The organism is Sporomusa sp. GT1 (genome assembly GCF_014634905.1).
Classification (GTDB): Bacteria; Bacillota; Negativicutes; order Sporomusales; family Sporomusaceae; genus Sporomusa; species Sporomusa sphaeroides.
On record NZ_BMBX01000021.1, the window covers coordinates 1 to 21,563 of the forward strand.

The window sequence follows — 21,563 nt, forward strand, 5'->3', positions numbered from 1 at the left end:
CGAGTCTTAAATATGTGAAATGCTATGTAAAACTGAGAATTAAAGAGATTCTTTAAGATTATTGAAGGAGGTTATTATATGGGTACTTTTATTGAACGGGCAAAATCGACATGCGCTCTGGGTGGTGCCATTGTTACCATAGCTTCGTTGCCGCGGGCTATTCCCATTGTTCATGCATCAGGCGGGTGCGCCACCATGCTGTCAGGCACCTATAACCAGGCAAGCGGCTACAAAGGTTCAGGCTATTGCAGCGGCCATATGACACCTACCTCGAATGTTGTTGAAAAAGACATTGTTTTTGGCGGCGAGGAGCGGCTGGAGGAACAAATTACCCACACGATCAAAATAATCGATGGAGATCTGTATTTTGTTGTGACCGGCTGCCAGGTAGAAATCATCGGTGATGATGCCGTCGGTGTGACCCGGCGCTTCCAGGATGGTAAACTGCCTGTGCTGGCAGCCAATACCCCCGGTTTTTTGGGCAATGGCTTTAAGGGCTATGATGTGGTGCTGAGTACTCTGGCTGCCGAATTTATCGAGCCCAAAGCTGCCAAAGCGGCAAAGACCGTCAATATTTTAGGCATAATGCCAGGGCAGGATGTTTTTTACCGGGGAAATATCAGCGGCATTCAAAGATTATTAAATAAGCTGGGCATCAAAGCCAATACCTTTTTTGGCGATGGGGAAACCATCGAAACCATCAAAAATTACGGAGACGCAGCGCTGACAATTGTTTTTTCCGACAAATACGGCATCGATACTGCCAAGGTTTTTGAGGAAAAGCATAACATTCCGTATATTACTGCAGATCTTCCTATTGGCGAGACCAGGACAGATGCTTTTTTACACACAATTGGCAGACGTCTGGGAATTGAGCCGGCCGCCATTGATGCGCTTATTGCTGAGGAAAGGCGCTATTATTACAGCTATCTCGAACGGTTTCTGGATATTTACGGCGATATCGACTTGCAGCGGTATGCCATCGTTTCGGCCGATATTAATTATGCTTTTCCGTTAATCAGTTTTCTGGCTGACGATTTGGGTTGGGTACCGCATCTTGTTGTTATCAATGAAGAGGTGGATGAGCTTGGCAAAAAGCGATATGACCAGAAATTTAATCAACTGACTTCAGAGGCCAAACCCAAAGTTGTTTTTGAACAGCATGCCGGACAGCTGCTGAACCATATCCGGCAAAGCTGGCCTCATAACAGCAATGATAAGTACTATGATGCACTCAGTCCGGCTTTCCTTGTCGGCAGCAGCCTGGAAGGGTCTACTGCCCAGAAGATCGGAGCCGCATTCCTGCCGGTTTCCTTTCCGGTCACTAACCGGGCTGTTTTGAATAAAGGCTACACCGGTTACCGGGGCGGGTTATCACTTGCCGAAGATCTATTTTCAGCGCTTGTCAGTAATCGATAGAAGGAGGCAGAATCATGTCCAAATTAACCGAAAACCTTACTTATGATTATTTAGCCGCCGAGGCTGCGCCTACCAGAGAAGAACGGATTGAAGCAACCTATGCCTTTGGTGGTTCTTGCTCAAGTCTGAAACTTGGCATGGGAAAGGGCTGCACTAAGTATAACTGCCGGAAGTTTGCACAAGGCGGCGGCTGCCAGTTAACCTTAGCCTTAGGCATCGTCAGAACCTTTCAGAATACCGTGGTCATCATCCACGGGCCGCTGGGCTGCGCTTCCAATAACCTGGGGGTGGCCGGCTATAGTAAGACCTTTAGGGTGCTAAAGCATAAACCGGTTACCGATAATATCTGGTTACACACCAATTTGGATGAAAATGATGTTATTTCCGGCGGCATTGACAAATTGCGTGAAGCAATAGTATATGCAGAGCAAGAATACCGTCCTGATGCTATTGTCATTGGTAATAGCTGCGTACCTGGAATTATCGGTGATGATATTGATGCTTTAATCGACGAACTGGACGGGCAGCTCTCGGCCCGGATAGTGCCTGTTCACTGCGAAGGGTTTAAAAGCAAGTTTGTTGCCACCGGCTATGATTCGGCTTACCATGGAGTATTGAAGAAACTGATTGATCCTGTAAGAAAAGATGAAAAAACAAATCCAGGCGACAGTGCCGGGACAACTGCAGTGGAACAATATATTCACAATAAGACTGTCAATCTTCTGAACGTGGGCTCCACCAGCTATGGCGATGAAGTGGAGTTATCAAGGCTGCTTAAAGCTCTTGGCCTGACAGTGCGTGTAATGCCGCTGTATGCAAGTATTGAGGAAATTTCCCGTATGGGGGAAGCTGCACTCAATGTCAGCATTTGCGCCACCCATGACGATTACCTGATTGGTCACTTGAAAGAGCGTTTTGGTACAGAATATATAATCGATACCCTGCCGATCGGTATTAAGAATACCAATCAATGGCTGCGGGCTATTGCAGCATTCTTTAAGCTCGAAAATGAAGCAGAAGAACTAATCGCCATGGAAACTCTCCAGATTGAAGCCGCTCTCGAACCCTTTAAAAAAGTGCTTAACGGCAAAACTGTTTTTGTCGGCGGCGGCGAGACCCGTATTTTTACAACCGCCGAATTTTATCAGTCTTTAGGAATGAAGGTTCTGGGGTTGAAACCGCATAATTTTGATCGTTTTGCCGTACCGATGATTGATGATATTGATGACCCGGAGGCTGTTGTTGATGTGGCGCCAGGGCAGCCGGCCGAAGAACTGGTTGTACTCAGCCGCCTCAGGCCTGACCTTTATGTCGGCCATACGGGAGCCAACGCCTGGGTAACCAAACTGGGTATTCCCACCACACCGCTTTTTGGCCAGTCATTTAACTATATGGGTTATTCAGGAGCCTTTGAACTGGCGAGAAAAGCGGCGAGAAGGCTTCAGAATACCGCTTTTGCAAAAAAAATAGCGGCCAATGTAGCCCTGCCGTTCCGGCCTGAATGGTATGCAAGTAATCCGTTTGACAACATCAAAGAAGCACAGCAAGGTTAAGTAACAGGCAAAAGGACAAACGGTTTTACTGCAGAAAAATGAGGGATACTTCAAAAAATGAGCCATAGCACAATCAATACAATAGGTACTTGCCGATAAGACGTATAAAATGTAAGATTATAGTAATAAATATTCACCAAACACTAAAGGAGGATGATTTACCGTGCCTTATCTATTAAAACCATTACAGGCAGGTTCCTTATTATTGAACAACCGCCTGGTTATGCCGCCGATGGCTACTGCCAAAGCCGAACCTGACGGCAAGGTGAGTTCAGCCGTCCTGGATTACTACCGGGAGAAATCAGCAGGCGGTTATTTTTCTTTGATTATCGTTGAACATAGTTTTATCCAGCAGGCAGGCAAGGCCAGTGAAAATCAGCTTTCTGTCGCCGATGACAGTGTGATTGACGGCTTAAAAAGGCTGGCGGCTGTTATTCAGGCAAATGGCACGAAAGCGGTGCTGCAAATCAACCATGCCGGGAGTGCCGCTTCTCAGGAAATCACCGGTAGTATACCGGTGGGGCCCTCTGCCGTAAAAAATCCCCGTAAGGGCGGCATTCCTCACGAGCTTACCCGGCAAGAAATTGGTGAAATTGTTGCCGCCTTCGGTGCCGCTGCCTATCGCACAAAACAGGCCGGTTTTGACGGCGTGGAAATTCACTCCGCGCATGGCTATTTTTTGAATCAATTCTTATCACCGCTGACCAACCGGCGCACTGATGAATATGGTGGTGATTTGCCGGGAAGAATCCGGATCCATAAAGAGGTTATTGCTGCCGTACGGGCCGCTGTAGGGGAAGACTTCCCCGTTCTCCTGCGTCTGGGAGCTTCCGACTATGCAGAAGGGGGAACCACCGCCGCCGACAGTCAGATTGCCGCCAGCGAATTTGAAAAAGCCGGAGTCAATATCATTGATATTTCCGGCGGTTTTTCCGGCTATACCATTCCGGGAAACAATGAACAGGGATATTTTGCCCCACTTAGTACGGCAGTTAAGGAAGCTGTTGCCATTCCGGTTATTCTTACCGGCGGCATTACCGACGTACAGGCCGCCGAACAACTTTTAGCTCAGGGCAAGGCCGATCTCCTCGGTATCGGCCGGGCGGTATTACAGGACTCGCTATGGGCGAAAAAAGCGGTGGAAAGCCAAGCGCAATCGGCTTTATAGGCAAGTGTAATTACCCCTGCAAGACTGCTCCTTTAGCGCCCGCAAAAACAAATTCTGGGAAGATCAAATAATTTTGCCAGACCTGCTGCAGTCACACCATAATAAATGACAGGCTTTCCTTGCTGCAGTTCCTGGTAAGTGTCATTGACCAGGACGCTGCCTGTGGCCAGGACAATATCCGCCCAACGGACATGTTCGGCATTGAGGGACGCATCTTCAATCCGTACGCCACAGCGAATGTGACCGATATTATCCGGGTTAAGATCGGTTACGAGCAGGTCAAAGCCGGCGCTCTTCAGAGCCTGGATAAGGCCGGGCTGCAGCCCGATAAACGCGATCTTGGGCTGGCCATACCGCATCTGAATATAGGCCGGCAGTTTCTGAGCGCAAAGCGCTGGTTCGCTATCTTTGCAGTGGACGGTTGCCTTTATCTGCTGCAAATTACGCAGGACAGCGTTCAACGTTGCAACAAATACTGCTCGGCGAAAATTGGTGTCCAGCGGCAACTGCAGCACTTCACCGAGCGTGCCTTCAAACCGCCCTGGCCGGTCGGTAAAGGCTTGGCCGGCGCTACCGCGAAAGCGGGCCTCCATCATGACTTCTTTTCCGGTGAGAAGGGGATAATCGTCCCGGTCCGGCTTTCCAATCGCTTCTGCGGGAGTGAGATCGTGTGCGGACACAATATGAACCTTTTCGTTCTCATTCCATTTGTAGGTTGCCGCTAGTTGGCGAAGTTTTGTTCTGGCTTCTTGGAGTAGTGTCATACCATCATCCTCCTTATCCTACGGGTCGTGTTGCTTTGGCATAGATAAAGGCGCATTCAGGGTGATGCAATGTTCTTCCCGATGCGCCTTGGCGCTTACTTAGTGACCGCCGTCCTATGCAAAGACCGGCGGCAAAGTTTCATTTGCTTAATTTTTTTCACAAGCGAATGGCCAGGATACAATGCCGCCCTCCATAACCTTAACATTGTCGAAGCCTGCGCTTTCCAAAATGCCTTCAGCCTCATAGCCGCGCAGGCTGATTTTGCAGAAGGCTACAATTTCATCGCTTTTGTTTAATTCGTCCAGGCGGCTGCGTAACTGCCCCAAGGGAATATATTGGATGTTTTTGCAGTCAGCCAGACGAATTTGACGGCATTCATCCGGGGTGCGCACATCGAGGAAAACAGTTTGTGCGGATGTCATTTTTTCTTTAGCCTCAAGGGAGGAAATGCCTTTTAATTTACCAGCTAGTTTATTCATGACCGCGTTGGCCGCTACGGCAATATTGTCGATAGGCGAGTTATACGGCGGGGCATACGATAAATCAATATCAAATAAGTCATTAATGGTACCGCCGAATGTCAGGACTGTGGCCGCAACATCCACCCGTTTGGCCACTTCGCCTTTCCCTACGGCCTGCAGGCCCAGTACTTTGCCGGTAGCGGCATCGGCAATCAATTTTACGGTAATTGGTTTGGCTCCCGGCATGTAATGCGGTTTGTCGTGACCGGCTACCATGGCGGTGATATATTCATAGCCCAGTTGTTTGGCTTCTTGTTCTGTCAGGCCGGTTTTGCCAACGTTTAGGTTATGAATTTTGACGACAACAGTATTGAGAATACCCTTGAATTTTGCATGACCACCGCACAGATTCTCGCCGATAATTCTTCCATGCTTATTGGCCGTCGATCCCATAGGGGCAAATACTTTCCGGCCTGATAGCAGATTTGTATTTTCTACGCAGTCGCCGCCGGCATAGATTGCCGGGTCGCTGGTGCGGAGTTCTTCATCTACGGCGATGGCGCCGGTTGAGCCTAGCAATAATCCGGCCGCCTTGGCAAGCTCTACATTGGGGCGGGCGCCCATGGCCAGGATGACCAGATCGGCGGGGAGAGTGTGCTTGTCGGTTTCCACTGCCTCTACGGCATTGCCGCCGGTGAAGCGTACCACTTTTTCTGCTGTCAACAGGGTAAGGCCTTTATCCTGCACATATTTGCTCACGATACCGGCTATTTCCGCATCCAGAAAGGCCGGAAACACCTGGTCTTTCATTTCTACAATTGTGATCGGAATGTTCCAGTTAGACAGGGCTTCGGCCATTTCCATGCCGACCAGTCCGGCTCCAATGATGACGGCATTTTTAAAGCTTTTTTCTTCCAGCCCTTGCCGGATTGCTTTGGCGTCAGCCGGATGCCAGAGTTGATAGATATTGGCTAGGTCTACGCCCGGCAGTGGTGGTTTGATGGCTGACGCGCCGGTGGCAATGACCAGTTTGTCATAGATAAGTTGTTCTTCGGTGCCGGAAGCTAGATTTTTAATGGTTACCGTCTTGGATTGGCGGTCAATGGCTGTGGCTAGAGTCCGGGGTCGTACGACAATATCTTTGACATTTTTAAAATAGCCGGGACTACGCAGGATGCCCACCGGTGTTTTCATTAAATCTTCAATGTCTTTCACATCACCGGCTATGTAATAAGGCATGCCGCAGGCACCATAAGAAATGAGGTCGCCTTTTTCGATGACGGTGATGTGCGCCGCCGGGTCGCACCGTCTGGCTTTAGCTGCGGCTTTCAGGCCAGCAGCCACTCCGCCGATTACCACAATGTTTTGCATAACAAAATCCTCCCTCACTATGATTTTTTCAGTTCTTCCAAGGCCTGCGCCAACTGGTCGGTGCAGGCAGTCTGGTTAAGACAAAGATTGCTTCGCCTCCCTCTTGTAGAAAATGAACTATATTTCACAATTGTGTTAAAAAATATATCACTGGATATGTTTTTTTGGTAATTTGGGGGATATTACCGTCTTGTCAGTTAAGAAGACAGTGTCCCCTATATTAATATAACCGCCTTTTAAGATGATGCCAAACCGGCCTTCTCTGCTAACTATATAAGGCCTGCCCTGCTCTTTGTATTGTTCTTTACCGACATGTTTAATTTGTATTAAAACTTCATTGCCAATTTGTACGAAACTGTTGGCAGAAAACTGCTCAAGCGGAATCCCGGAAACGGTGATATTTTCAGTATAGCCGCCGTTTATTACCTCATCATATTTTTCGGCGGGTACTTTGTTCATAGCCTCTATTGGAAATAAGCTTACTTGCCGATCCCAGTTACCGCCATGGGCATCATTTTCCAACCCCCAATGTTCAATCACCTTTACCCTATTTATGCTATTTTTTTCGATACCTTTGCTTGAGCTTATGTGAATAGATAGAACAGTTCCCACTTTAGATACCTCCTTTCAAAAACTTATTATTGAAGTTATTCTAGTCGAAACAGTGCTATTCCTTTTTATAACAAACCCTCATAGATGAGACCCTTACTTGCGATTTCGGCAAGAAGGATTTCGATTTAATCACTGCAGGAAGAAAAATCGTTGTTAGAAATAAGCGGCGATGCTTTTCTTTCTTCAGGTTCTAAGTGAATCATTACATCGCAGATACCCAAATGATGTCTGATGGCTGCTTCAATTTGATCGCAGATGGCATGAGCCTCATCCAACGGCATGTGCTTATCTAAGATGAGATGCATATCAATTAGGCGATAACTTCCCGAATATCTGGTGCGTAGCTGGCACAGGGATATTACTTGATCATGCTGGTTAATGATTTGAGAAATTAGCTGTTCTTCTTCTTTAGGCAGACTGATGTCGGTTAGTTCCACGATATTTTTTTTGATCATTGTGTAGCCTGTTTTCAAAATGATTATGGCCATCACCATGGCAATCACCGGATCGATCCATGCCCAGCCGGTGATGTGGAGGAAGAATAAGCCAATCAATATACCGCCGGATGTCCATATATCGGTTTGCAAATGGAGTGCATCGGCTTCCAGGGCTGGGGAGTTAGTTAGTTTAGCAACTGTCAGCATTTTATAAGAAACAAAATAGTTGACTATGATAGAAACGATCATGACGATCATTCCGTATGCCAGAAACACGGGCGAATGGGCTTGGATATAGTTTTCATAGGCTTCATATATAATCCACAAAGCCGCTGCTACAATGAGCAATGCTTCTATGGTGCCAGATATATTTTCGAACTTGCCGTGCCCGTAGTGGTGATTGTCATCGGGAGAGGCAGCAGCCTTTCGTATGGCGTAATAAGCGATCAGAGTTGCCAGCAAATCGACGGCCGAATGAATGGCCTCGGAAATGACACTGATGGTGCCGGTAAACATACCGACAAATAGCTTTAATATTAACAGCAGAGAAGTGGCGATGATTGAGAGTTTAGCCGTATTCTGTTTTAAGGAGTTCATGCTTTCGGTCATAAGGAGACCTCCTTCGTAAACGTTATAATAGGTAAAACAAGGGCAGTACGTTAATGCCAAAGGGGGACTTACTACGGAAAGCGTGGGAGTCTTGTAAAATATTATGAAATATATTTCATAATATGATCAAAAAATTTTATGTTTCGTCACGATGAACAGTAGTAGCTTGATATCCGGGGCAAGTAAAATGGCGCATGGCCTGCATTTCTTCAATGGTTAAGTGATTATATGGCCGACTCAAAAATATCCTTCCATATTTTGAACTATGTTTCATAATCAATATATAATACTCAATGGGGAATGTCAAGAAATGAAATAAGATTTAAGAACACTATATGGATAACCGGCTGCAATGAGTTGGTGGTAGGCCTTGACAATGGAAACAGATGATACTACGATAAATACAAACGGGAATTAGATGGAATATCGTAATAACTTATCTTAATAAGATTTATGAGGGAGGTAACCTGGGTGATTCTGGCCAAGGAACAGATAAATAGATATTTACGGCATATTATCATGCCTGAAATTAGTGGTCCGGGACAGAAAAAACTTTTAGAGTCGTCGGTTTTTATCTATGGAGAAAGTGTGAGCGCCGCAGCGCCGGCGATATATTATCTGGCTGCATCCGGTATCGGTTCCATACACTGTCAGTTTGCCGATAAAGCGGGCTTTGACAAGCTTGCTGCCCGTATTCGTGATTTAAACGGCGATGTCTCGATTAGTTTAGCAGACGGACAGGATAGCGGTTTGCGAATTTTTCTGGGTGGGCCGGAGTTTATCAAAAAATCCAAGTTGGCTTCTACACATTTTCTTCCTGCCGTAGTGGCGTTTTATTACGGTTGGCTGGGTGGTATCCAGGTGTTTAAAGCCGAGGATGATCTGAATGTATTCCTGGCAAAACTGCCTGATTTACAACCAGCCGCCGCCTATCCTGCTGATACAAAGGTAACTGCCGAAGTCTTTTCAACCTGCTTCCTGGGGGCGTTGTGTGCTATGGAGGCAATTAAACTGATCCTGGATATTGGCGAAACCGCAGGTGATTTCTTATATTGCAATCTTTTCTCCATGGAGTTTTCTAAGGTTGGCCAGGCAGAACTGGAACAGACCCTGGCCGGGTTAGCTTCGGTACAAACAACCAGCGCCCTGAATTTTGACCTGACCGACAGTAAAGTGCTGATTGTCGGAACCGGCGGACTGGGATCGCCTGCCGCCTATGCGCTGGCATCAGCCGGTGTTGGCACAATCGGTCTGGTAGATTATGATGCGGTTGAAATCAGCAACCTTAACCGTCAAATTCTTCATTCCGGGTCAAGAATCGGGATGCCGAAGGTGGAATCGGCGGCCCTGTTTTTACATGACATAAACCCGCAACTTAGTATTGATACATATCATACAGCTCTGAGCAAAGAAAATATTTATAGTATCCTTGAAAATTATGATCTTGTTATTGCTGCAGTTGACAATTTTCCTGACCGCTTTCTGCTGAATGATGCCTGCTTTTTCACGAAAAAGCCAATGCTTGATGCCGGTGTACTTAGATTTGATGGCACCTGTATGAGTATTATAACACCCCAAAGCCACTGCTATCGCTGTACGCTGCCGGACATTCCTTCCGGCGGCAGTACGCCGACATGCGCTGAATCCGGGGTGCTTGGCCCGTTGCCGGGAATCATGGGCTTTCTCCAAGCAGCCGAAGCCGTTAAATTATTATCCGGTCAGGGGAATACCTTACACGATAGAGTATTATTCCTGGATGGAATGTTTTCTCATTTTGGCACCATACAGTTGCGCAAGCAGAGCGGTTGCCGGCTATGCGGTACAAATCCCGCAATCCACGAACTCCAGGAATATAAATTCGTATGTTCTGATGAGGAGGATACTCACCAGGAGTAACAGCATAGTAGCCTGAGACTAATTTAATAAGGTGAATAGTTATGCGAAGTTGACCAGAAATACTGGAGGCTTGGTGCTACCCCTGTCAGGGGTAGCGCCAAGCCTTTTCGTTATCCTGACAGAAAGCATGCCTTTGGCCAAAGGCTCGGCGCAAGTCGTGTTTTCTTTACCCTTAGGCATGTTGAAAAAGAAGGGAGACAGGAGTATGACATTTCTTATCTGGAAAAGCCTGCTGCACCGACGGTTGCAGAGTATCGCCATGATTGTTTCGATTGCTGTTGGCGCAGCCATCATTTTTAGCGTTGCCGCCATGTATAAAGGGGTGGCAGCAGGCATGGAGCTTTCCCGGCAGCGTATGGGCGCTGATATTGTTATTGTGCCGTATGGGGTGACGTTAGAGCCCAGCCTGCTCTTATTTGGCGGGGCGACGGCCAATTCCTATATGCCGGAAGGATATGTGGACAGCGTACGCGCCGTCCCGGGTGTTCGTACGGCTACACCGCAGTTCTATACTCATTCTCTAACGGCAGATTGTCATGATATTGGCAGCCAGAACCGGATGATTGGGTATGATGCGGCCAGTGACTGGATTATTGCTCCATGGCTGAAGAAGGTTCATAAAGATGAGCTTAAGGATGATGAGGTCATTTTAGGAGCCAAAGTACCTACCTGGACACAGGGAAAAATATCGATTTTAGATCAGTGGTACAATATTGTCGCCGTGGCGGAAGAAACCGGGACAACGCTTGACTATTCCCTGTTGGTCAGTATGAATGAGGCCAGACGGGTGGTTGCCAAAGATAAATCGTTGCGGGGAATATGGGAGAAACAAGGCTCCCCGACTGAACTTATTTCGACTATTTTAGTGCAGGTGGATGAGGGGGCAGATATGAATGAAGTGGTAACCGCTATCCAAAGTGCCGGACTCATGAAACCAATTGTGGCGGCAGAAGTGAAAAAACGTATTGCCGATCAGTTTACGGTATTTTTGCTTTTAATTGGCATTGTCGGTATCCTGGCAGTACTAACCTCTTTGCTGCAGCTTTTTTCCCGGTTTTATACACTGACCTGGGAACGGCAGGCAGAGTGGGGGCTGTATCTGGCTTTTGGTGCCTCAGGGCGGGATATTGGTGCTGTGATTGTTGGCGAAGCGGCCACGGTAGCCATAACAGGAGCGGCTGCCGGCCTGCTATTGGGGGGCGGCTTGTATCAAGGCAGCTTGACGTTACTGGAATCCTACCAATCGTTTCCCTTTGTACCGCCATCCTGGACCTTTATTGGTGTTCTGGCTATTGGTATTACCGTACTGTTCACCGGACTGGGTGCTCTGGCCGCCTGGCTGCCGGCCTACCGGGGCAGCCGTATTGATCCCAGTGTTATTATGACCAGAGGAGAATTTGATTAAGGAGAAAGAAGGGGAAATATGGAGAATCTGCTGGAAATGCGGGACATTGGCAAAAGTTACGGCGAGGATATCATTTTATCAGGGCTTTCCTTTACGCTGGCAAGGGGAATGGCGATAGCCATTATCGGACACTCTGGCGGCGGTAAGACTACACTATTATCGATAATGGGACTGCTGCAAAAGGCGACTTCCGGACAGGTACGGATAGACGGTCTGGATATTGCCGGTTTATCTTCTGCCATGTTGGCTAAACTGCGCGGTCAATATATCAGTTTTGTCTTTCAACGAGCCCGGTTAATTAATTCGCTGACTGCGTTGGAAAATGTCATCGCACCGGCCTGGTTTATTCGCCGCGGGGAAAATCTGGAACAGCAGGCACAGGCTTTGCTGGCGCATTTCGGTTTGTCCCACCGCCTGCATCATAAGCCGCAGGAACTGAGTCTTGGTCAATTGAGACGGATTTCGCTGGCCAGGGCATTACTGCTTAAACCGCCAATCCTATTGGCCGATGAACCGACAAATGATCTGGATCCGGCGTTGGCCGGAGAAGTTGCTGCCTGCCTGCTTGCTGCGCGCCAGGCGGGCAGTGGTGTAGTTATTGTCACCCATGACGTGGGTTTGGCGGCACAAGCGGATCAAACTTTCCGTCTGGCAGACGGGGCATTGCATTCTGTTGCCTGCCAGTAAACTAGTTTGAGCGTATAACGGCAGAAGCAAAGGAGAGCTTGCCTTATCAAGTCTTAAGGCAAGCTCTCCCTTATAGTAATCAATGAGTCCAGGCAAAATCCCCGTATCTTTCAGACCTGCAGAACCGAGTCTGCTTTCAGCCATCTGCTTACCTGGGAGGTAAGCTCGGCGTGTTTGCCTGTAAACACGTGATCTGCCTGCATACGGATCAATTCCTTTTTACCCCTGTAGCCATCATACAAAATTTCCGACCCTGACGGTGGCACCACAATGTCCTGGCTGCCATGAATAAGCAACAGTGGTGAACGGTGATGCCGGGTTCGGGCCAAAGGATCATAGCGATTTTCCAGTAAGTCGTTGACAAAGTTGGGCGTGAGGCTGAACCCCTTACCTAAAAAGTTCGATACTGTCTCGCCTTGTAAGGAACGCTGCCACAGGTCAGGCCCTAATATAATGTTCCGGAAATTTTCGATCGGTTGAGTTACCGGAGCCAAAGCCACCCGCCCGGCAATGGCCTGATCTTCATGACTCAGTACAATAAGGCCGCCCAGACTATGTCCCAGTAAATAGATGGGTAAGCCATCAAACTCCGGCAGGTTTTTGACCCAATCAATCACATTGCGTAAATCGGTCTGCCAGTTTTTGATGGTGGTGTCAACGGCAAATTCACCATCGCTTTCACCTGAACCGGTAAAATCAAAACGAACGGCGATGAACCCTGCTGCTTCAATAGCATTGGCCACATGGAGCATTAGCTGATTTGCCCCGACTTTTTCGCTGGTGAAGCCATGGCAGCAGATGACAATCGGTGTCTGGGTTACAGTGAAGCTGTTGACGTGAATCATAGCAGATAATTTGCGGCCTTGACTGAGTATCCATTCATGTTGTTTCATGGTACTATCCCTCCCTAACTAAGATAAGGCTCAAAAGCGACCTAAGTCATTTTTGAGCCTTTAGTTTTTCTAATCAGCTTTACATATTATATTATCCGGTTTTTTGGTTAGCCCAACTGATTGACGGCCTGGGCGATTCGGTTAAGTCCTTCTGCCAACACCGGGCGCGGGCAGCCAAAGTTTAGGCGCATAAAGCCGCTGCCTTGCCGGCCGAAAGTTGCACCGTCATTTAGTCCCACTTTGGCGTTGCTGGCAAAGAATTTTGCCAGCTCTTGCTGTGGGAGATTGAGGTTGCGGCAATCAAGCCAGGCTAAATAGGTGCCTTGCGGTTTACTGACCTTAATTGCCGGAATGTTGCCGGTAATAAACTCTGTCAGATACTCGGCGTTGCCTTCAAGGTAGACTAACAGCTCATCAAGCCACGGCCCGCCATGGCGGTAAGCGGCTTCCAGCGCGGTGATGCCGAATACGTTGCTTTTGCTTATGCCTAGCTGCTGGAGAATTTGTGAAAATTGCCGGCGTAATTTGCTATCCGGAATTATGGCAATCGAGGTATACAGGCCGGCGGTGTTAAAGGTCTTGCTGGGAGCGGTAAGGGTAATGATTTTGTCTGCATTGCCGGTTTGCAGGGAGGCCAGCGGTATATACTGATGGCCGCTATATACGAGATCACCGTGGATTTCATCTGCCAGAATTAATACGTTATTTTCCAGACAGATATTTATCAACCGGGTTAGTTCTGACTGCGACCAAACCCGGCCCACAGGATTGTGCGGACTGCACAGGATTAGCATTTTAGCTTCCTTGGCTTTGGCGGCTAAGTCCGCAAAGTCCATGCGGTATTCACCGTCTTCATATACTAAAGGGTTTTCCAGCACGGTGCGGCCCTGACTTTCCACACAGGAGAAAAAGGGCGGATATACAGGCGGCTGGATGATAACCTTATCATTGGGATTGGTGAATGTTTGTACAGCCAGTGTAATGGCCGTTACTACGCCGGGAGTACTTAGCATCCAATCGGGATTGGCTTGCCAGTTATGACGGTTCTCCAGCCAGGCAGTTACGGCATCATAGGCATAGGAATGGGGCGAAGGATAACCAAAAATGCCATGCTCAACGCGGGCAGCTAATGCTTCCGTTACCGCCGGCGGTGCAGCAAAATCCATATCGGCAACCCAAAAGGGGAGCACATCTTTTGAACCAAAAAGTGTGGCAGCGTCATCCCACTTGGTGCTGCCGCTGTTTTGACGCGTAATTACAGTATCAAATCGAGTAGTCATAGTAATCACCCTTATTCATAGAATATAAGCTGTTAGCCAAGTAATATTGGTTATGAAGCAGGATCAGGGTATGCAAAAAAGGCTAAAGTACGTCCGGGACAGACAATACTTTAGCCTTCAGTCTCTCTGATCAGCTAGCTGGAAGTAAATAATATATAAATATAGGCTACCATTAGTGCGGGGAATTGTCAAGAATTTGAGAGAAAAACTCATGAAAAATTCCACAAAAAAACCTTGTATTTTTGGCAAGTGGTCAGTATAATAAATTACAAGTTAATAAAAAAAATACAAATGAGACTGATTGGTGGATCAACCAAAGGTCAGGATAACAGTTCTGCAGGACTGTCATTCTGGCCTTTTTTTGTTCTAAAAGAAAAAATTCTTAAAAACAGGATTCTCTAACAAGCTGGGAGGGGTAACACATGAGCAAAAAAATCAAGCAAATTGCAATTTATGGCAAAGGCGGAATTGGCAAATCGACAACAACTTCCAACATCAGTGCAGCGTTGTCAAAATTGGGTTACAAGGTAATGCAGTTTGGCTGCGATCCGAAGGCTGACTCAACCAATACGCTGCGCGGCGGTACGTACATTCCTACAGTGCTTGATACACTGCGTGAGAAAAACAAGGTGCAAGCCGAAGATGTAATTTATAAGGGTTTTAATGGTGTGTATTGTGTGGAAGCAGGCGGGCCGGCTCCCGGTGTCGGCTGCGCCGGGCGGGGCATTATTACGGCAGTTCAGCTGCTTAAGCAATTAAAAGTATATGAAGAACTGGAACTGGATGTTGTTATTTATGATGTTTTAGGCGATGTGGTATGCGGCGGTTTTGCCGTACCTATCCGTGAAGGTATTGCTGAGCATGTATTTACCGTATCTTCAGCCGATTTTATGGCAATTTATGCGGCCAATAACTTATTCAAAGGAATTCAGAAATACTCTAATTCCGGCGGTGCACTGCTGGGAGGGCTGATTGCCAATTCAATTAATGTTCCCTATGCAAAAGAGATTGTGGATGATTTTGTACAGCGGACGCAAACCCGGGTGGTGGAGTATATTCCCCGTTCAGTAACCGTAACCCAGGCCGAGCTTCAGGGAAAAACGACAGTGGAAGCGTCGCCAGGTTCTGAGCAGGCGAAAATTTACAGCCGCTTAGCCCAAAAGGTAATAGAAACCACAGAATCCAAAGTTCCATCCCCTCTGGAAACGGCCGAATTACGCAAGTGGGCCGCCACATGGGCCGATCACCTGCTGGCCATGGAAACAGGTGAGGTTCGCAGTGCGGCGGCTGGTATCTAAGAGGGATTATCCGGAAGTTAAGCCCTCCCCTGCCGCTGCTGGCATGTTGTTTAAACGGGGGCAAAAAAAGCGAGGTGAATTGTATGGGCAGCGTATGCTTCAGTACGCTACATGCTGATGTTCTGGAAAAAACAAGTAAACATCCTTGCTACTCGGCAGATGCTCATCATAAATATGCCCGGATGCATTTGCCGGTGGCTCCCCGGTGTAATATTCAATGCAATTATTGTAATCGTAAGTTTGACTGCGTCAACGAAAGCCGTCCGGGAGTCACCAGCGAGGTATTGACACCAGAGTATGCTAAAGATAAATTTGTCTGGGTTAAAGAAAAAATGGAACACCTCAGTGTTGTTGGCATTGCCGGACCGGGTGATGCGCTGGCTGACTGGCTGTTCACCCAACAGACAATTAAACACATTCAAGCCCTGGATCCGGAGATTACCTTCTGCTTATCGACAAATGGATTGCTGCTGCCAGAATATGCGCCTGAAATTGTGGCTTTAGGTATCCGTCATGTTACAGTAACGGTTAATGCGCTGGATCCGGCGATCGGGGCAGAAATTTATCAGTTTGTATCCTATCAGGGTAAATGGTATACAGGTGTCGCAGCAGCAGGACTGTTACTGCATAATCAGTTGGCAGGCATAGCGTATTTAGTTAAACATGGTGTTATGGTTAAAATCAATATAGTTATGATTAAAGGGCTTAATGACAGACACATACCGGCGGTTGTCAAAAAAGTAAAGGAACTGGGAGTGTTTGTTACCAATATTATGCCGCTTATTCCCGCGCCGGGCAGTGCCTTTGAGCACTTACCCCAGACCAGCATGAAAGAACTGAATGCCTTAAGGGATGTTTGTCAGCTTGATATTCGCCAGATGCGCCACTGCCAGCAATGCCGGGCCGATGCCATCGGCTTGCTGTATGAAGACCGTTCGCAGGAATTCCGGATGTGCGACCGGCCTCAGGACGGCGTAACGGTAAACAACGGGAACCGGAAGCTTTACCGGATTGCTGTTACCTCAAAATATGGAAAACTGGTGGATCAGCATTTTGGTCATGCCACTAAACTGCTTATTTACCAGGGCGATGGACTGCGGTTTCAGCTCCGTGAGACCCGGACGGTGGGTCAGTATTGTGCCGGGATGTCAGAGTGTGATGCCGAGGCTGGGGACAGCGGGAGGGAGAAGATTATTGAGGCGCTGAAAGATTGTAATGCGGTACTGACAATGCGTATCGGCTATCATGCGAAAGAGCGGTTGCGAGATAAGGGGATTTTTATCTCAGAATACTGCGATACAGTAGAAGCAGGTCTTCGCTATGCAGCAGCTCAAATGCAGTCTCAGGGTGCGGCAGAAAATCAGTAGGAAACTATTGACAAATAGGTTACGGGCAGTATAATTTAAATACAATAACATTCCAAAATTTGGCTGATCAGAGAGGCTGAAGGCTGAGGTATTTATCCGCAAGGATGTACTTTGGCCTTTTTTTGTTATTATTTTTGAATAAATTCGTAGAGGGGATGTGTTAGTATGTCTAACATTGCCGGCAGTATAACTGCTTTAATTGGCGGTACGCCATTGCTGCGCTTGAATAAGGTAACAGCCGGAGCTCAGGCGGAAATCGTGGCTAAACTGGAGTCGTTTAACCCTGGCGGCAGTATTAAGGACCGCATCGGTTTCAGCATGATTAAGGACGCTGAGGAAAAGGGACTTATCAATGAAAATACGGTAATTATCGAGCCTACCAGCGGCAATACCGGCATTGCCCTGGCCTTCATTGCCGCTGCCAAAGGGTACCGGCTTATCCTGACCATGCCGGAGACCATGAGTGTGGAACGGCGCAGCCTGTTGAAAGCATACGGTGCGGAACTGGTGCTCACTCCCGGCGCAGCAGGCATGAAAGGCGCTGTTTTAAAAGCCGAAGAATTAGCTGCTGTGACGCCAAATTCATTTGTGCCGCAACAGTTTAATAATCCGGCTAATCCGGAAATTCACCGGGCCATTACCGCAGACGAAATATGGAAGGATACAGACGGTAAAGTAGATATTATCGTTGGCGGTGTTGGCACAGGCGGTACGATTACCGGTGTGGGCGAAGTACTCAAACAGCGCAATCCTGATATCAAGGTGGTCGCGGTTGAACCCTTAGATTCCCCTGTTCTTTCCGGTGGGCAGCCCGGCCCTCATAAGATTCAGGGAATTGGGGCAGGTTTCGTTCCCTATGTACTGAACTTGGATGTAATTGATGAAATCTTTAAAGTGAAGAATGAAGAAGCTATTACTACCGCACAGCGTTTGGCTAAGGAAGAAGGTGTATTGGTCGGTATCTCTTCCGGTGCAGCGGCGTTTGCCGCCCTGCAGGTAGCCAAAAGACAGGAAAATAAGGGGAAATTGGTTGTGGTTATTTTGCCGGATACCGGCGAGCGGTATCTTAGCACCATACTTTTTGCAGAAAATGAAGGATCAAGTTTATAGCTTCGATACTGCTTGGATTGCAGTTTGACGATAGACAATAAAGGAGGAAGTTGGATGTCCAGCAATCAAATAGCACCAACAGAGATTTTTGGTGCAGATGACAAAATCATTGCCCGCAATATCCGGCGTGTATTCAAAATTAAGCGCAAGCCAAACGAAACAGCTACAGAATTTGAAGCAATTAAACAGTTGGATCTTACTGTTAAACAAGGAGAATTTTTAGCTATTGTCGGCCCAAGCGGCTGTGGGAAATCAACTTTTCTGGACATGATTGCCGGTTTGGCTCACCCCAGCTCCGGCGAAATATATATGGATGGTAAACTGATTGACGGTCCGGCTTTGGACCGTGGCATCGTAATGCAGGGGTATGCGTTGTTTCCCTGGCGAACAGTGCGAAAAAACGTTGAATTTGGGCTTGAAATAAAAAAGGTGCCGTCAAAAGACCGCAAGGAAATCAGTCAGCAGTATATTGAATTAGTCGGCCTGAAAAACTTTGAGGACAGGTACCCCCATGAATTGTCCGGAGGCATGAAGCAGCGCGTAGCTATTGCCAGGGCATTGGCTTATGATCCGGAGGTCTTGCTTATGGATGAACCGTTTGCAGCCGTTGATGCTCAGACCCGGGAGGTTCTGCAGGAAGAATTGTTGCGCATTTGGGAAAAAACCAGGAAAACCATTGTTTTTGTTACACATGGTATTGATGAAGCAGTATTTCTGGCAGACCGGGTAGCTGTAATGACGGCAAATCCCGGAACAATCAAAGAAATTGTTACGATTAATCTGCCAAGACCGCGTGATGGTATCCGTTCATCAGCCGACTTTGGCTGGGTTCGGCACAAAATTTGGGAATTACTGCAAACCGAGCATTTCACCGCTGGCAAGACGAAGTTATCTGGAAAAAATGTGGCTGAATCCATATCTGCGTCGGCAGCATTGTAAACTGAATCAGTACACTTTTGCATTGCATCTTGTTTGGCTGATGATTTGTCGATAATAATTAATTCGGGGGTGTAATGTGGAAAAGTTAAGTTCCAAGAAACGTTTGTTGCCGCAAATTATGGAGTTGATCCGTCATTCGCTTCATACGGTTAAGTATGGGCACTTAATTTTGACAGTGCAGGACGGCTATGTGATTAAAATGGAGAGAACAGAAAAATTTATTTTTACCGCTAAAAATAAATCCGGCTATATAGTACAGGATGTTCCAGCAAGACAGCACTCTTTTCAGCCTAAAATCATTGCTCAGCTTGAAGGTCTGATGTATGGGCAGCTGATTATCCGAATTGAAGATGGCAAGGTGGAACAGATAGAGAAAACCGAAAAACGGCGGATTAACGAACAGGAAGGAATTTACGGAGATGGTATCTAAGGCATAGTTGATTGAAAAAAGGGGGTGATGATGACGATTACGTATGAATGGGGAGACTCTTTATATATCAATATTACCAACCGCTGTACCAATAATTGTACTTTTTGCGTGAGAAATAATCAGGAAGGTATTTCCCGGGGAATGAATCTGTGGCTGGAACGGGAACCTACGGTCAGTGAAGTTCTGGCAGATATTCAAGCCAGGGATATCTATAAGTACCGGGAGTTTGTATTTTGCGGATATGGAGAACCCATGCTGCGAACTTATGATATTGTTGAAATATGCAGATGTTTGAAAAATACATATAATATACCTATTCGCATAAACACAAACGGGCATGCCAATTTGATTTGCGGGCAGGATATCACTTCACAGTTAGCAGGGCTGGTGGATGCTGTTTCTATTAGCATGAATGCAAAAAACAATAAAGAATATCAGGAATTATGCCAATCCGATTATGGTGAAAAAGCCTATGAGGCTATGCTTGCGTTTGCTGCTAAATGCAAAAAGTATATTCCCCAGGTAGTACTGTCTGTTGTTGATGTTATGTCTGATGACAATATCCAGTCCTGCCGGGAGATTGCCAACAGAATTGGTGTTGATTTTAGAGTCCGGCATTATCAATCATAATTTAGAGATAGAAATGAGTCAGAAAAAATTTCTGACTCATTTCTATCTTACTGTTCCAGCGCCTGGGCCAAATCGGCAATAATGTCTTCCACATCTTCAATGCCGACAGACAAGCGCAAGAGACAGTCACTAATGCCTAAGCGCTCACGAATGTCGGCCGGGATGTCGGCGTGGGTCTGGACTGCTGGGAAGGTGATCAGCGATTCAACGCCGCCTAAACTTTCGGCAAACTGGAGGACTTTTACCTTGCGCAGCACTTGGGCAGGCAGGCGGGGATGGTCTACGGTGAAAGACAGCATGCCGCCATAGCCAGAGGCCTGGGCGTCCTGGATTTCTTTACCGGGATGGTTGGCTAAGCCGGGGTAATAGACTTTGGTAACACTGGGATGGGTGGTAAGCCACTCGGCGACAGCCTGTGCGTTTTTTTCGTGCTGGCGTGACCGGATTGCCAGTGTCTTGATCCCCCGCAGTAAAAGCCAGCTGTCCTGCGGCCCAAGGATGGCGCCGGTAGCGTTTTGGATAAACCCGATTTTTTCACAGAGCGCGGGGTCACCGGCAACTACCAGACCGCAGACCACATCATTATGGCCTGACAGGTATTTGGTACCGCTATGGAAGACAATATCGGCGCCCAGAGTTAGCGGTTGCTGGAAATAGGGGGAGAGGAAGGTGTTATCCACAATGACGTGCACCGGTTGTGGGGTATGCTGACGGGCGATAGCCGTTATTGCCCGGATATCGGCAATTTTCATCAGCGGATTGGTGGGTGTTTCCAGTAAGATGGCTTTCGTGGCAGGCTGCAGTGCCTGGCGCACCTCTTCCAGGCTGCTGGTATCGACAAAAGTAACTGTCAGACCGAACTGGCTGAATATCTTGTCCATAATGCGATAGGTTCCGCCATAACAGTCTTCGGTAATAATCAGATGATCACCAGGCTGATACAGCATCAGTATTGCCGAAATGGCAGCCATGCCTGAAGCGAAGGCAAAGCCGGCATGTCCTTCCTCCAGGGCGGCTACGGCTTCTTCCGCCGCCTTACGGGTAGGGTTCTGGGTACGGGAATAGTCATAGCCGGTGCTGCGGCCGAGTTCAGGGTGGCGGAAGGTGGTTGTCTGGTAGATGGGAGTGCTGATGGCACCGGTGGTTTTATCGGTGACAAGACCTGCGTGGACGGCTTTGGTGGCAAATTTCATAACATATCATCTCCTATTTTGTGTTTGCGGCAGGCAACAA

19 protein-coding genes are annotated in these 21,563 nt (G+C 47.5%); 12 read left to right on the plus strand and 7 right to left on the minus strand.

Annotation, left to right across the window (positions count from 1 at the left end; genetic code table 11):
* Positions 1–78 precede the first annotated feature (78 nt).
* The 3 genes from GT1_RS17395 (at position 79) to GT1_RS17405 (ending at position 4,140) form a co-directional block, all read left to right on the plus strand.
* Positions 79–1,419: a nitrogenase component 1 gene (locus GT1_RS17395; RefSeq protein ID WP_188399768.1), complete on the plus strand. Its 1,341-nt coding sequence runs from the start codon at positions 79–81 to the stop codon at positions 1,417–1,419.
* Positions 1,420–1,433: 14 nt separating this feature from the next.
* Complete coding sequence (locus tag GT1_RS17400; RefSeq protein WP_188399769.1) at positions 1,434–2,972, plus strand: nitrogenase component 1; 1,539 nt, start codon at positions 1,434–1,436, stop codon at positions 2,970–2,972.
* A 163-nt stretch (positions 2,973–3,135) separates the two neighbouring features.
* Entirely contained in the window at positions 3,136–4,140 is a 1,005-nt protein-coding gene (locus GT1_RS17405) for an NADH:flavin oxidoreductase (RefSeq protein WP_188399770.1), read from the plus strand.
* Between the two features lie 32 nt (positions 4,141–4,172).
* On the opposite strand, the gene GT1_RS17410 is transcribed toward GT1_RS17405, so the two are convergent.
* The 4 genes from GT1_RS17410 to GT1_RS17425 form a co-directional block, all read right to left on the minus strand.
* Positions 4,173–4,904, minus strand: coding sequence for a Rossmann-like domain-containing protein (locus tag GT1_RS17410; RefSeq protein WP_188399771.1), 732 nt, complete (start codon positions 4,902–4,904; stop codon positions 4,173–4,175).
* A gap of 147 nt (positions 4,905–5,051) precedes the next feature.
* Complete coding sequence (locus GT1_RS17415; RefSeq protein WP_188399772.1) at positions 5,052–6,737, minus strand: FAD-dependent oxidoreductase; 1,686 nt, start codon at positions 6,735–6,737, stop codon at positions 5,052–5,054.
* A gap of 147 nt (positions 6,738–6,884) precedes the next feature.
* A complete protein-coding gene (locus GT1_RS17420) occupies positions 6,885–7,349 on the minus strand; it encodes an MOSC domain-containing protein (RefSeq protein WP_188399773.1) in 465 nt (154 codons plus the stop codon).
* A gap of 125 nt (positions 7,350–7,474) precedes the next feature.
* Complete coding sequence (locus tag GT1_RS17425; protein WP_188399774.1) at positions 7,475–8,395, minus strand: cation diffusion facilitator family transporter; 921 nt, start codon at positions 8,393–8,395, stop codon at positions 7,475–7,477.
* Positions 8,396–8,866: 471 nt separating this feature from the next.
* Between GT1_RS17425 and GT1_RS17430 the strand changes: the two genes are divergently transcribed.
* The 3 genes from GT1_RS17430 (at position 8,867) to GT1_RS17440 (ending at position 12,383) form a co-directional block, all read left to right on the plus strand.
* On the plus strand, positions 8,867–10,291 hold the full coding sequence (locus GT1_RS17430; RefSeq protein WP_188399775.1) for a ThiF family adenylyltransferase: 1,425 nt from the start codon (positions 8,867–8,869) through the stop codon (positions 10,289–10,291).
* Positions 10,292–10,496: 205 nt separating this feature from the next.
* On the plus strand, positions 10,497–11,696 hold the full coding sequence (locus GT1_RS17435; protein ID WP_188399776.1) for an ABC transporter permease: 1,200 nt from the start codon (positions 10,497–10,499) through the stop codon (positions 11,694–11,696).
* Between the two features lie 18 nt (positions 11,697–11,714).
* The gene (locus GT1_RS17440; RefSeq protein WP_075753800.1) at positions 11,715–12,383 is read left to right on the plus strand and encodes an ABC transporter ATP-binding protein; all 669 of its coding nucleotides are present in this window, start codon (positions 11,715–11,717) and stop codon (positions 12,381–12,383) included.
* Positions 12,384–12,493: 110 nt separating this feature from the next.
* Here GT1_RS17440 and GT1_RS17445 read toward each other — a convergent pair whose 3' ends face one another.
* Positions 12,494–13,276 (minus strand): alpha/beta hydrolase, encoded by a 783-nt coding sequence (locus GT1_RS17445; RefSeq protein WP_188399777.1) that lies wholly within the window; start codon positions 13,274–13,276, stop codon positions 12,494–12,496.
* A gap of 107 nt (positions 13,277–13,383) precedes the next feature.
* A complete protein-coding gene (locus tag GT1_RS17450) occupies positions 13,384–14,556 on the minus strand; it encodes a MalY/PatB family protein (protein WP_188399778.1) in 1,173 nt (390 codons plus the stop codon).
* A gap of 422 nt (positions 14,557–14,978) precedes the next feature.
* On the opposite strand from GT1_RS17450, the gene nifH reads away from it, so the two are divergent.
* From nifH to GT1_RS17480, 6 genes are all read left to right on the plus strand, one after another.
* Positions 14,979–15,854: a nitrogenase iron protein gene (nifH, locus tag GT1_RS17455; RefSeq protein ID WP_075753806.1), complete on the plus strand. Its 876-nt coding sequence runs from the start codon at positions 14,979–14,981 to the stop codon at positions 15,852–15,854.
* A gap of 83 nt (positions 15,855–15,937) precedes the next feature.
* On the plus strand, positions 15,938–17,221 hold the full coding sequence (gene nifB / locus GT1_RS17460; protein ID WP_188399779.1) for a nitrogenase cofactor biosynthesis protein NifB: 1,284 nt from the start codon (positions 15,938–15,940) through the stop codon (positions 17,219–17,221).
* Positions 17,222–17,386: 165 nt separating this feature from the next.
* Positions 17,387–18,331, plus strand: coding sequence for a cysteine synthase A (gene cysK / locus GT1_RS17465; protein WP_188399780.1), 945 nt, complete (start codon positions 17,387–17,389; stop codon positions 18,329–18,331).
* A gap of 54 nt (positions 18,332–18,385) precedes the next feature.
* A complete protein-coding gene (locus GT1_RS17470; protein WP_188399781.1) occupies positions 18,386–19,270 on the plus strand; it encodes an ABC transporter ATP-binding protein in 885 nt (294 codons plus the stop codon).
* A gap of 76 nt (positions 19,271–19,346) precedes the next feature.
* The gene (locus GT1_RS17475) at positions 19,347–19,700 is read left to right on the plus strand and encodes a DUF2292 domain-containing protein (RefSeq protein WP_188399782.1); all 354 of its coding nucleotides are present in this window, start codon (positions 19,347–19,349) and stop codon (positions 19,698–19,700) included.
* Positions 19,701–19,727: 27 nt separating this feature from the next.
* A complete protein-coding gene (locus GT1_RS17480) occupies positions 19,728–20,330 on the plus strand; it encodes a TatD family nuclease-associated radical SAM protein (RefSeq protein ID WP_223226336.1) in 603 nt (200 codons plus the stop codon).
* A gap of 47 nt (positions 20,331–20,377) precedes the next feature.
* Here GT1_RS17480 and GT1_RS17485 read toward each other — a convergent pair whose 3' ends face one another.
* Positions 20,378–21,523: a PLP-dependent aspartate aminotransferase family protein gene (locus GT1_RS17485; RefSeq protein ID WP_075753814.1), complete on the minus strand. Its 1,146-nt coding sequence runs from the start codon at positions 21,521–21,523 to the stop codon at positions 20,378–20,380.
* Positions 21,524–21,563: the final 40 nt, after the last annotated feature.